The organism is Dactylosporangium cerinum, assembly GCF_042653625.1.
Classification (GTDB): Bacteria; Actinomycetota; Actinomycetes; order Mycobacteriales; family Micromonosporaceae; genus Dactylosporangium; species Dactylosporangium cerinum.
The window spans coordinates 284,239-296,340 of the sequence record NZ_JBHSIU010000041.1; the positions used below are offsets into that span (position 1 = coordinate 284,239).

At 73.5% G+C, this 12,102-nt stretch carries 12 protein-coding genes; 6 read left to right on the forward strand and 6 right to left on the reverse strand.

Annotation, left to right across the window (positions count from 1 at the left end; translation table 11 throughout):
- Positions 1–131: 131 nt before the first annotated feature.
- Complete coding sequence (locus ACFPIJ_RS30330; RefSeq protein WP_380119895.1) at positions 132–995, forward strand: universal stress protein; 864 nt, start codon at positions 132–134, stop codon at positions 993–995.
- Between the two features lie 2 nt (positions 996–997).
- Here ACFPIJ_RS30330 and ACFPIJ_RS30335 read toward each other — a convergent pair whose 3' ends face one another.
- Together ACFPIJ_RS30335 and ACFPIJ_RS30340 are read right to left on the reverse strand one after the other, a co-directional pair.
- Positions 998–1,660 (reverse strand): response regulator, encoded by a 663-nt coding sequence (locus ACFPIJ_RS30335; protein ID WP_380119897.1) that lies wholly within the window; start codon positions 1,658–1,660, stop codon positions 998–1,000.
- Complete coding sequence (locus tag ACFPIJ_RS30340; RefSeq protein WP_380119899.1) at positions 1,657–2,763, reverse strand: sensor histidine kinase; 1,107 nt, start codon at positions 2,761–2,763, stop codon at positions 1,657–1,659. Before ACFPIJ_RS30340 ends, ACFPIJ_RS30335 begins: the two co-directional genes overlap by 4 nt.
- Positions 2,764–2,958: 195 nt before the next feature.
- On the opposite strand from ACFPIJ_RS30340, the gene ACFPIJ_RS30345 reads away from it, so the two are divergent.
- Positions 2,959–3,285, forward strand: coding sequence for a DUF6223 family protein (locus ACFPIJ_RS30345; protein ID WP_380119901.1), 327 nt, complete (start codon positions 2,959–2,961; stop codon positions 3,283–3,285).
- Between the two features lie 329 nt (positions 3,286–3,614).
- Here the strand turns inward: ACFPIJ_RS30345 and ACFPIJ_RS30350 are convergent, their stop codons facing one another.
- Positions 3,615–4,256, reverse strand: a complete 642-nt coding sequence (locus ACFPIJ_RS30350) for a response regulator transcription factor (RefSeq protein WP_380119903.1) — start codon at positions 4,254–4,256, stop codon at positions 3,615–3,617.
- Positions 4,257–4,298: 42 nt separating this feature from the next.
- Entirely contained in the window at positions 4,299–6,248 is a 1,950-nt protein-coding gene (locus ACFPIJ_RS30355; protein WP_380119905.1) for a sensor histidine kinase, read from the reverse strand.
- A 160-nt stretch (positions 6,249–6,408) separates the two neighbouring features.
- Here ACFPIJ_RS30355 and ACFPIJ_RS30360 point away from each other — a divergent pair, with 160 nt between their 5' ends.
- A complete protein-coding gene (locus tag ACFPIJ_RS30360) occupies positions 6,409–7,119 on the forward strand; it encodes a hypothetical protein (protein ID WP_380119907.1) in 711 nt (236 codons plus the stop codon).
- 13 nt (positions 7,120–7,132) lie between these two features.
- Positions 7,133–7,483, forward strand: coding sequence for a hypothetical protein (locus tag ACFPIJ_RS30365; protein WP_380119909.1), 351 nt, complete (start codon positions 7,133–7,135; stop codon positions 7,481–7,483).
- A gap of 58 nt (positions 7,484–7,541) precedes the next feature.
- On the opposite strand, the gene soxR is transcribed toward ACFPIJ_RS30365, so the two are convergent.
- The gene (gene soxR / locus ACFPIJ_RS30370) at positions 7,542–8,006 is read right to left on the reverse strand and encodes a redox-sensitive transcriptional activator SoxR (protein ID WP_380119911.1); all 465 of its coding nucleotides are present in this window, start codon (positions 8,004–8,006) and stop codon (positions 7,542–7,544) included.
- 84 nt (positions 8,007–8,090) lie between these two features.
- Between soxR and ACFPIJ_RS30375 the strand changes: the two genes are divergently transcribed.
- Positions 8,091–8,978: an NmrA family NAD(P)-binding protein gene (locus ACFPIJ_RS30375; protein ID WP_380119913.1), complete on the forward strand. Its 888-nt coding sequence runs from the start codon at positions 8,091–8,093 to the stop codon at positions 8,976–8,978.
- Positions 8,979–9,109: 131 nt separating this feature from the next.
- The gene (locus ACFPIJ_RS30380; RefSeq protein ID WP_380119915.1) at positions 9,110–9,607 is read left to right on the forward strand and encodes a pyridoxamine 5'-phosphate oxidase family protein; all 498 of its coding nucleotides are present in this window, start codon (positions 9,110–9,112) and stop codon (positions 9,605–9,607) included.
- A 10-nt stretch (positions 9,608–9,617) separates the two neighbouring features.
- Here ACFPIJ_RS30380 and ACFPIJ_RS30385 read toward each other — a convergent pair whose 3' ends face one another.
- Positions 9,618–12,017 carry a phosphoketolase family protein gene (locus tag ACFPIJ_RS30385; RefSeq protein WP_380119916.1) on the reverse strand — a complete coding sequence of 800 codons (2,400 nt, stop codon included), beginning with the start codon at positions 12,015–12,017 and terminating at the stop codon, positions 9,618–9,620.
- Positions 12,018–12,102 lie beyond the last annotated feature (85 nt).

Here is a 12,102-nt window from a genome sequence, read left to right on the forward strand (position 1 = left end):
AACGACACCTCCGCGGGTGACGTCCGGCCGGTCCCGCGAACCCGGGTCCATCGGCCCTGCCCCGGCCCGGCAACCGTGTCTAGGTTCCGCGGTGAAGGGGTAGGACGGTTGCCCCGTAGGGAGGGGACATCATGAACGCCAACCGGATCGTGGTCGGCTACGACGGCTCCGCCGAGGCCCGCAAGGCGGTGGACTGGGCCGCCGTCGAGGCCGAACGGTCCCGCGCCCAGTTGCAGATCGTGTACGGGTACCACGCCGTGTGGCCAGGCATCTACTACGACGTTACGGCAGAGCTCATCGAGGCGGCCGAACGCGACGGTGAGCGGATCGTCGCCGAAGCGGTCGCCCGGGTCCGGGTGCACCACGACGGCGTCGACGTCATCGGCACCGCCCTGCACGCCCCAGGTGCGGCGACGCTGCTCGACCTGAGCGACGTCGCGAGCCTGCTGGTCGTGGGCAACCGCGGCGCCGGCGGGGTCAGCAACCTGCTGCTGGGTTCGGTGAGCCAGCAGGTCGCGACGCACGCCCGCACCCCGGTCGCGGTCGTGCGCGGGCACTGGGACGCGACCGGCGGCCCGATCGTGGTCGGGGTCGACGGATCGGCGTCGGCGGAGTTGGCCCTGCGCCTCGCGTTCGAGGCCGCCGCCGCCCGTGACACCGAGGTCGTGGCGATCCGCGCGTACCAGCCGCCGTCACCGGCGCTGATCCCTGCCGACGCCGCCGAAGCGGCCGAGCGGGCGGTGCTGGCGTCGTCGCTGGCGGGCTGGCACGAGCGGTACCCCGGCGTCAAGGTCGAGGCACTCGTGGCCGTCGGCCGGGCCGCGAAGATCCTCATCGGCGCGTCGCACACGGCGCAGCTCCTCGTGGTCGGCAGCCGCGGGCACGGAGGCTTCACCGGGCTGCTGCTGGGCTCCGTCGGGCAGCAGCTGATGCACTACGCGGAATGCCCGGTGCTGATCGCCCACGCGCCGGCGGCCGGGTGGCCGACCGGGTGAGGTCAGGGGCGGCGGGGGGTGACCAGGCCCGACTCGTAGGCGATGACCACGAGCTGGGCGCGGTCGCGGGCGTGCAGTTTGGTCATGGCACGGTTGACGTGGGTCTTCGCGGTCACCGGGCTGATCACCATGCGGGCGGCGATCTGGTCGTTGGACAGGCCCTGCGCGACCAGGGTGACGGCCTCCCGCTCGCGGCCGGTCAGCCCCCGCAGCGCGGTCGCGGCGCCGGGATGCGGCGGCTGGGCGACGTAGCGGTCGATCAGTTTGCGGGTGATCGACGGCGCGAGCAGGGCGTCGCCCCGCGCCGCGACCCGGACGGCGTGCAGGAAGTCCTCCGGCTCGATGTCCTTGACGAGGAAGCCGGCCGCGCCGGCCCGCAGCGCGTTGAAGACGTGCTCGTCCAGCCCGTAGTTGGTCAGGATGACGACGTGCACCGCGGCCAGGGCCGGGTCCGCCACGATGCGCCGGGTCGCCTCGATGCCGTCGACGACCGGCATCTGGATGTCGACGAGCGCGATGTCCGGCAGGTGCCGCCGCGCCAGCGCCACGCCTTCGGCGCCGTCGGCGGCCTCGGCCACCACCGCGATGTCGTCCTCGGCGTCCAGCAGCGCGCGGAACCCGCTGCGGATGAGCGGCTGGTCGTCGACGAGCAGGACCCGGATCACGAGGCGCCCTCGACCGGCAGCTCGGCCTGCACCGTGAAGCCGCCCTCGCGGCGCGCCTCCGCCCGCAGCCGGCCGCCGAGCGCGGTCACGCGTTCGCGCATTCCGAGCAGGCCGACCCCGGGCACCGGCGCCGTGCCGGGCCTCGCGCGGCCGTCGTCGTCGACCTGGAGGTGCACCGCGCCGGGCCGGTACGTGACCCGCACCGACGCGGTCGTGGCCGCGGCGTGCCTGGCGACGTTGGTCAGCGACTCCTGCACGATCCGGTAGGCGGTGCGGTCCACCGCGGCCGGCAGGTCGGTGCGCTGCCCCTCGATCGTCAGGGTCGCCGGCGGGACCGCCCGGCGCACCAGGTCCGGCAGCTGGTCGAGGCCGCACCGCTCGGTCCTGCTGTCGTCGCGCAGGGTCTCCAGGGTCGCGCGGAGCTCCCGGGCCGCTTCCCGCCCGGCGTCCCGGATCGCCAGCAGGGCCTCCGGGACCTGCTCGCCCCGCTTCTGCGCCAGGTGCACGGCCGCCTCCGCCTGCACCTTGATCACCGAGATCTGGTGGGTGAGCGAGTCGTGCAGCTCCCGGGCGATGTGCAGCCGCTCCTCGTCGGCCCGGCGCAACGCGCTCTCCTCGCGGCCGCGCTCGGCCTCGTCGGCCCGGCGTTCGGCCTGGCGCAGCGCCTCACCCGCCGCGCCGGCGGCGATCAGCCAGGCCAGCTCAAGCACCCCTCTGGCCTGCGCGAACGCCCCGGCCGCGTCGTGCAGCCCGGACGCCACCACGGCGAGGGGCAGGGCGGCCAGCATGATCACGCTCGTCACCACGGTGGCGGTGCGGCGGCCCGCCCGCACGGCCGCGTACACCGCGATCAGGTAGCCGACGGCGAACACGTTGTAGCCGGCCGCCTGGTACCCCACCGCGCACGCCCCGGTGACGACCAGAACGGCGACCGGGGCGCGCCGGCGCGCGGCCAGCGCCAGCCCGCCAGCGACGAGCAGCACCCCGCCGAGCACGCCGGGACCGGTGCCGGAGCGCTGCTCGGACAGGCCGGCGATCAGCAGGATCGCGGCAACGCCGGCGGCGACCGCCCAGTCCCGGACCCCGATCCGCGCACCGCCCATGCAGGCACAGTAGCCGGATGACGGCTGCGGCGACTCATGCCGCAGGTGCACGGCCGGGTACCGCAACCGTGGTAGATCCCGGCGCCGCTACCACGCCCGTGGCAGCGCGAAGTGCCCACGCCGGCACGATGCGGCGCGGGGGTCGGGGCGGCCACGATCGACGGCATCCAGCCCCGCACAGACGAGGAGCCCGCCATGTCCGTCCGCCTCCTGCTCGCCGAGTCCGTCAGCTCGTCCACCCTGACCACCGACCGGCTCGTGGCCACCGTGGCGGCGTTCGTGGCGCTGGCCGGCGCGGTCACCGGCGTGCTCGCACTGGCCCGCGGCTCCCGCCGGCGCCAGTTCATCGCCCTGGCGGCCGGTGCGGTCGGCGTGGTCGTCGGCGTCCTCGTGCTGGCCACCGCCGATGGTGGGCCGGGCACCGGCAACGGTGTCGTCGGGGGCTACGCGGCCATCGTGTTCGGCCTGGCTGCGGTGGTGCTCGGTGGCTTGGCTGTCGCCCGGTCCCGCCGGGCGGCTTGAACCTCCGGAGCGGCAGTCTTGAACTACCTGGTGGATTGGTGGCCGCCCGCGACCACTCATCAACCAGGTAGTTCGAACGTCGAGCTCCGGTGTGGGCGGGGCGGGGAGATTGCGGTCTTGTGACCGGCGACGGTGTGGGACCACCGAATGATGACCTCGACGGCGCTGGACCATGTGAGTGCGGACCTGGCTTGGGATCACCGCAAGACGGCTACAAGGGTGACCACGCCACCCTGTCGCACGGACGCGCCAGCGGCCGGGCGGTGCCATCAAGTCCCCGCAACCTTGGGCGAATATCTGAAGGTCTGGACGACAAGAACGCGCGAACCTCAACCCCGGCCGAGGCCCGCGTCGCGGGCCCGGACGATCGCCTCGGCCCGGGTAGCGACCTGCAGCTTGGCGAAGATGGTGGAGATGTGGTTGCCGACGGTCTTCCCGGCCAGGCCGAGCCGGGTGGCGATGGTGGCATTGGGCAGACCGGCGGCGATGAGGTCGAGGACCTCGCGTTCGCGGCGGGTGAGGTCCGGAAACGGCTGCCCGGCCGCCGGGGGCGGCGCCGCGAAGTAGCTCAGCATGCGGCGGGCGACGCCGGGGCCGAAGACGGCGCCACCGGCGGCGACGGTGACGATCGCGTGGGAGATCTCCTCCTGCGACGCGCCCTTGATGAGGTAGCCGCGGGCGCCGGCCCGCATGGCGGCGAAGATCGAGTCGTCGTCCTCGAACATGCTCAGCACGAGCACGGCGACGGCCGGTGCGATCCGGGTGATCTCGGCGGTGGCGGCGACGCCGTCGAGGTCCGGCATGCGCAGGTCCATGACGAGGACGTCGGGCTGTGCGGTGACCGCGGCCCGGACCGCCTCCCGGCCGGTGGCCGCCTCGGCGACCAGTTCGAGGCCGGGCAGGGACGCGAACAACGCGCGGAGCCCGTCCCGGACGACCGGGTGGTCGTCCGCCACCGCGACGCGGGTCATGATGTCACCACGACGCGGGTCATGACGTCACCACGACGCGGGTCATGACGGCACCGCCAGCGGCAGGACGGCGACGACCCGGCCGCCGGTCGGGGTCGGGCCGGCGACGCAGGTGCCGCCCAGCTCGGTGGCGCGTTCCCGGATCGAGTTCAGGCCGACGCCGGGGACCCATGGGCCGTCGGGCGATCCGTCGTCGAGGACCGACAGCCGGACCGCGGAGTCGACGGCCAGCTCCACCCGGGCCGCGCCGGCGTTCGCGTGCCGGGCCACGTTCGTCAGGGCCTCGGTGCCGATGCGGTAGACGGCGACCTCCACCGCGGCGGGCAGCGCCGGCAGCGCGTCGGGCGCGTCGACGGTGACCGTGAGGGGCAGCGTCGCCCCGTGCCGGCGCAGCGCACCGGCGAGGCCGAGCTCGTCCAGCGTCGGCGGGCGCAACCCGTACACCAGGCGGCGGACGTCATCGATCGCCTCACGGATGTCGCGGCGGAGCTCGGCCAGCAGCGCCGTGGCCTGTTCGGGTGCGCCGGTCACGAGGTTGTGCGCGGCGTCGGCCTTGAACCCGGCGCCGGTGAGCGCGGGCCCGAGCCCGTCGTGCAGGTCGCGGTGCAGGCGGCGGCGTTCCTCCTCGCGGGCGGCGACGATGCGCTCCCGGGACGCCTGGACCTCCTCGGCGAGCGCGGAGGCGTGCAGCGCGGTGGCGAGGGGCCCGGCGAGCAGGTCGAGGACGGCGTGGTCCGCGGCGGCGAGCCGGCGGTCGCCGGACCGGACCCCGACAAGCAGCTCGCCGACCCGGGCACCGTGGAAGGTCAGGGGCACAGTGTGCAGGCTAACCGGTGGCTGGCCGGCCGCGGCGAGTTCCCGCCCGTCGCGGCGCAGCGCGGCGAACGGCAGCCGCAGCGCGTCGCGGATGCCGTCGAGGACCCCGGTCAGGTCGTCGGCGGCCAGGCGGGCACCGACCTGCGACACGGCGAGGACGGGGTCGGACCGGGAGCCGTACAGCAGCCGGTCGACCCGCCGCTGCGACCACACCCGGACCGGGTTGAACGCCAGCGCGATCAGCAGCGTGGCGAGCAGCGGGGCGCCGGCACCGCGCAGCAGCACGTCGAAGAGGGTCAGCAGCCCGGCGTACGCGCCGATGACGGCGAGGCTCAGCGTCAGGTAGAGCACGGTGCGGGACAGCACCAGCCGGATGTCGAGCAGCTGGTGGCGCAGGATCGCGATGGTGACCGCCACCGGCACGAGCGGGATGGCGAGCAGCAACAGGATCGGCCCGCCACCGACCAGCCACCGCGGCAGGTTCAGCCCGACCGCCACGACCAGCGCCCACACCAGCCACAGCAGCTGCCGGCGGAGCTGTTCGTCGCCGCGGCGGTAGCGCACCACCAGCGCGGCGATCGCGCCGAGCAGCGCGAACAGCGGCGCCAGGTTCGCGGCGAACCACAGCGGCCCGAGCGCGTCGTAGAACGGCAGCTCGAGGTACGAGTGGACGCCCCGCCCGGCGACGACCAGCGGCGACGGCTCGGTGGCCATCGCGGCGGTGAAGCACGCCCCGACGGCGACGGTCGCCCGGAACAGCCACCGCCAGCGCGGCGACACCGGCCGGCCGGTCGGGAAGACCTGCAGGGCGAGCGGCAGGAACATGCAGATCCCCCACGGCCACGCCGCGTAGAAGACGCTGGCCAGGAGCCGCAGTGTCCACTCGGGCCAGCCGTGCACGATGCCGAACAGCAGCACCGGCGTGATCGCGGCCGTCGTGAGCGGCGCGAGGCCGGCGCCGAGCAGCAGCCAGCCGACCCGGTTGGCGGGCCGCTGCACCGCGAGGATCCCGCCGCAGCCGGCGAAGCCCACCCCGATCGCGGTGTTGGTCAGCATGTACGAGTCGACCAGGTCACCCAGCGACACCCGCTGACCGGCCGCGCCGACGGCGGCGACCAGCACCTCCATGCCGGCGAGGGCGCACAGCGTCCAGGCCAAGGGTCTCCGCGAGCTCACGCACCCATGGTGCGGCACGAGCGGCGTTCCGGGATGGGGGCAGGCCCCTACCCGACCGGGCGGATTTCCCCGGGCGCTCGGGGACGGCGCCTCAACCGGTCGGGGGCGGCCCGGCGCGACCGTGGACGGCATCACCCGACCGCCTCCGAAAGGACGCGCCATGTCCGTCGCCATCGCCGCGCCACCGGGCACCGTCTCGCGCGACACCCGCACCACCCGCCGGGTCGCCGCCGCCGTGCTGCTGCCGCTCGGCCCGCTGTGCGTCGCCGCCCTGCGCGGCGTCCTGCCGTACTTCCACGCCGCCGACAACCGCGAGACGGTCACCCAGACCGCGGCCCACCTCGGCCGGCAGGACGCCGTGCTCTGGCTCAGCCTCGTCGCGCTCGCCGCGTTGATCCCCTCCGTGCTGGCGGCGGGCCGGCTCGCCCAGCGACGCGCTCCGGTGCTGACGCTGTTCGGCGTCGGACTGCTGGTGCCGGCGTTCGCCGCGCTCTTCTTCTTCGCCGGTGACCCGACGATCCGGGCCGTCGCCGGCGGGGCGGCCGACACCGACACCGCCGTGCGGGTGCTCGACGCGCAGACCGCCCTCGCGCCGCTCGGCGTCGCCGCGTTCATGTTCGTCGCCGGGCACATCCTCGGCATGATCCTGCTCGGCGCCGCCCTGTGGCGGGCGCACGCCGTCCCGGTCTGGGCCGCCGTCGCGGTCATCGTCTCCCAGCCGCTGCACCTGGCGTTCGTCCTGATCGGCAACCAGCCGCTGGACGCCGCCGCGTGGGGGCTGACCGCGCTCGGTTTCGCCGTCGCGGCAGCGCGCGTCCTGCGCACCCCGGACGACGACTGGGATCTCGCCCCCATCTCCCGTGCTGTTTGAGAGAGGAACCGTCATGCGTACATTCCGGATCGGCCTGGTCATCGCCGCGCTGCTTGGCGTCGCCGACATCGCCGCCGCGATCGCGGGCGGCGGTGACACGCCACCGCTGCCGGTCGCCGTCGCCGCCGTCGCGCTCGGCCTGATCACCCTGGTCGCGGCCGGCTACGGCTGGCGCGGCCGCCGCTCGGCGGTCGGCACCGTCGTGGTCACCCGGGTGCTGTCGGCACTCGGCGCGGTGCCGGCGTTCTTCGCCGACGACGTGCCGGCGGCGTTCATCGCGTCCGCGGCGGTGCTGGTGGTGCTGACCGCCGTGGTCGCCGCCCTGCTCGCCCCGCGCCTGCGCCGCCGGCCCGCAACCGGGTGATGCCCGGCCGGCGTGCACCACGAACGGTGCACGCCGGTCCCGGTGCTCAGGCGTCACCCTACGGCGCCGCGGGCGGTGGCAGGCGGCGGGCACCTGGGCCTTCCCGGCCGAGCAGGTCGCGCGGGTTGGTCAGGTGGCAGACCCGCAGCGACAGGCAGCCGCAGCCGATGCACTCGGTGAGGTCGTCCCGGAGTGCCTGCAACTGCGCGATGCGCGTGTCGAGCTCGGCCCGCCAGGCCATGGACAGGTGGGCCCAGTCCTCGCGGGTCGGGGTGCGTTCGCTCGGCAGCCGGTCGAGGGCGTCGCGGATCACCGCCAGGGAGATCCCGACGTGCTGGGACGCGCGGATGAAGGCGACCCGGCGCAGCGTGTCGCGGCTGTACCGGCGCTGGTTGCTCGGCGTCCTCGTGCTGCGGATGAGTCCGTGCCGCTCGTAGAAGTGCAGGGCGGAGATCGCGACGCCGCTGCGGTCGGCGACCTGACCGACGGTGAGTTCGTGGAACGTGGTGCGGGGCCTCGGCATGCGTCGACCGTAGCGCTTGACCTCAACCATGGTTGAGGCCAGAGGATCGGTGTCGTCCACTCGTCACGATCGAGGAGTCAGTCTGTGACCACCGTTCTCGTCATCGGCGCCACCGGGAAGCAGGGCGGCGCCGTCGCCCGGCTGCTGCTCGACCACGGTCATGAGGTGACCGCCTACGTGCGGTCGCCCGAGTCGCCGGCCGCCCTGGCCCTGGCGGCGGCCGGGGCCAGGCTCGCCGCCGGCGACCTGGCCGACCCGGAGCCGCTGTCCCGCGCCGCGCTGGGCGCCGACGCGATCTTCGGGCTGTCCGTGCCGTTCGGCGCCGGCGGGAAGGACGAGGAGGTCGCCCAGGGCCGGCTCCTGGTCGACGTCGCGGCGCGGGCCGGTGCGCACCTCGTCTACTCCTCGGTGCGCGGCGCGGGCCAGCTGGTGGAGACGAACATCGACCACGCCGACAGCAAGCAGCTCGTCGAGGCGCACCTGCGGGCCCAGGAGGTCCGCGCGACCGTTCTCGGTCCGGTGTACTTCATGGAGAACGTGCTCAACGTCGGGTTCAGCCGCCTCACCGACGGCGTCCTGGCCAACCCCTTGTCCCCCGGCAAGCCGCTGGACCAGGTGACCGTCCGGGACATCGCCGGCCTCGCCGTGCACGCCGTCGAGCACCCGGACCGGTTCGCCGGGCAGCGCATCGACGTCGTGTCCGACCGGGTGACCGGCGAGGAGGCGGCCAGGGTGCTCAGCGACGTGCTCGGCCGGGAGATCCCCTACCGGCAGCTGCCGCTGGACCAGGTCCGGCAGTGGGCCGGCGACGAGATCGCCGACATGTTCCAGCGCTTCGAGGACAACACCGACTTCCTCGACGCCGCCGCGCTGCACGCCGCGTACCCGGACGTGGCCTGGCACAGCTACGCCGACTGGGCCCGCACGGTCGACTGGGACCGCGTCCTGGGGGACCGCACGGCCGCGCGATGAGCTGGCCGGTCCGGTTCTTCGGGATGCCGTACTTGTCGCACAGGTGGCTGTCGAGAACGCGGTGCCGGCTCCGTCCCAGGTGCATGAGCATCTTTGAGGGAACCACCGAAGCGCCGCAGCCGGGATCGACCATGACACCGGACGAGATCACCGGCGTGCTGCACCGGCCGTACAGCCAGGAGCTGCTGGCCCGCGACGTGACCCGGCTGGCGTACGTCGCCAAGGACGGCACGCCCCGCACCGTGCCGATCGCGTTCACCTGGAACGGCGCGCAGATCGTCATGTGCACCACGAAGAACGCGCCGAAACTGGCGTCGTTGCGGCGCAACCCGATGGTCGCCCTGACCATCGACACCGAGGTGCACCCGCCCAGGATCCTGCTCATCCGCGGCCGCGCCGAGCTGGACGTCGTCGACGGCATCCCGGCGGAGTACCTGCAGATGAACGGCAGCTACGAGATGACGGACGAGCAGCGGGTCCACTGGGAGGCCGAGGTCCGCTCCCTGTACGACGGCATGGTCCGCATCGTCGTGACCCCGACCTGGGTGAAACTGATCGACTTCGAAACGACGCTCCCGAGCGCGGTCGAGGAACTGATCCGCGCCCGGGAGGAGCGGCAGCGCGCCTGAACCGCGCGGTTCAGCGGGTCCAGTTCCGGATCTCGGGCAGGTCTTCGAGGTGCTCCACCACGTACGTCTCGTGCTCGGCGAGTTTCTGCTCGCACCATGCCTTGAGCTCGGCGGCGCCGCGGGGCAGCCGCTTGGCGTTGTTGATGGCGTCCATGACGAGGTGATAGCGCGACGCCCGGTTGCGGACCGTCATGTCGAACGGGGTCGTGGTGGTGCCCTCCTCGATGAAGCCGCGGACCCGGAACCGGTCCGTGTCGGGGCGGCCGTGCACGAGCTGGTGGATCGCGCCCGGGTAGCCGTGGAAGGCGAACACGACGTCGACGGTGTCGGTGAACAGCTCCGTGAACCGGGTCGGGCTCATCCCGTGCGGGTGGTCCTTCGGCCGGGGCAGCGTCATCAGGTCCACGACGTTGACGACCCGCACCTTGAGCTTCGGCAGTCGCTCCCGCAGGATCTGGGCCGCCGCCACGGTCTCCATCGTGACGACGTCACCGGCGCAGGCCAGGACGATGTCGGGGTCGGTGCTGCCGTCGTCGGTGCCGGCCCAGTCCCAGATGCCGGCGCCCTCCGCGCAGTGGGCGACGGCCTCGTCCATGCTCAGCCACTGCAACTGCGGCTGCTTGTCGATGACGATCAGGTTGATGTACGACCGCGACCGCAGGCAGTGATCGGCGACGGACAGCAGGGTGTTGGCGTCCGGCGGCAGGTACACGCGGGCCACGTCGCCGCGCTGGGTCAGCACCACCTGGATGAGGCCGGGACCCTGGTGGGAGAAGCCGTTGTGGTCGTTGCGCCAGGCGGTGGAGGTGAGCAGCACGTTGAGGCTGGGGACCTTCGCCCGCCACGGCAGCCGCTTCGCCTCCTGCAGCCACTTGCCGTGCTGGACCGTCTGCGAGGCGGACACCATCGCGAACGCCTCATAGGTGGCGAACATGCCGTGCCGGCCGGTGAGGTTGTAGCCCTCCAGCCAGCCGTGGCAGTTGTGCTCGGACAGCACCTCCATGACCCGCCCGTCGCGGCCGATCGCGACGTCCGCGTCGGTGACCCGCTCCATGAACGCCCGGTCGGAGGCCTCGAAGACGGCGCCGAGCCGGTTGCTGTTGGTCTCGTCGGGGCAGAACAGCCGGAACCGGTCCGGGTTGCCGCGGTACACGTCGCGCAGCAGATCCCCGAGCCGCCGGGTCGATTCCGCGTGGTCGCGGCCGGGGGTCTTGACCTCGACGGCGTAGTCGCGGAAGTCGGGCAGGTCGAGGGCGCGGGTGAGCAGACCGCCGTTGGCGTGCGGGCTGGCGCTCATCCGCAGGTCGCCGTCCGGGGCGAGGCCGCGCACGAGCGCGACCGGCGCACCGGTGGTGTCGAAGAGTTCCTCCGGCCGGTACGAGCGCATCCAGCGCTCCAGGATCGCCAGGTGCTCCGGGTTGTCCTTCACCCCGGACAGCGGCACCTGGTGCGACCGCCACGTGCCGGTGACCTTGACACCGTCGACCTGGTCGGGTCCGGTCCAGCCCTTCGGCGACCGCAGGATGATCATCGGCCAGCGCGGCCGCCGGCCGTCCCAGTCGCCGGCGCGGGCGGCGCGCTGGATCGCCCGGATCTTCCCCCACGCCTCGGCGAGCGTGGCCGCGAACCGGTGGTGCATGCCCGGCAGGTCGTCGCCGCCGACCTCGAGCACCTCGTAACCGTGGCCCTCGAACAGCTCGCGGACCTCGGCCGGGTCCTTGCGGCCCAGCACCGTCGGCCCGGCGATCTTCGCGTCGTTGAGGTGCAGGATCGGCAGCACGGCGCCGTCCCGGGTGGGGTTGATGAAGGAGATGCCCTTCCAGGACCCTTCGAGCGGGCCGGTCTCGGCCTCGCCGTCGCCGACGACCGCGATCGTCAGCAGATCCGGGTTGTCCATCACGGAGCCAAACGCGTGCACCAGGACGTAGCCGAGCTCGCCACCCTCGTGGATGGAGCCCGGCGTCGTGACGGACACGTGGCTGGGGATGCCACCGGGGCTGGAGAACTGCCGGAACAGCCGCAGCAGCCCCGCCTCGTCCTGGGACACCGCCGGGTAGATGTCGCTGTAGGTGCCCTCCAGATAGCCGGCCGCGACCAGGGCGGGACCACCGTGACCTGGCCCGGCCAGGTAGATCGTCTCCTGGCCGGTCCGCCGGATCAGCCGCGACACGTGCGCGTAGATCAGCGACAGGCCGGGGCTGGTGCCCCAGTGGCCGAGCAGCCGCGGCTTGATGTCGTCCGGCACGAGGGCCCGGCGCAGCAGCGGGTTGCCCTTGAGGTAGATCTGGCCGATGGTGAGGTAGTTGTTCGCCCGCCACCACGCGTCCAGCTGGGCGACCTCGTCGTCACTGGGCCGGCCGAGCGCGTCGGTCAGATGCTCGTCGGTGGTGCGGTCCGCGACACTGGTCACCGGACGTCCCTTCGTCAATGTGCGTGCAGTCCGTCCCGGGCCTACGAGCCCGAGGCTACGCCGTGCGGCGGGGGCTCGCCGCCGG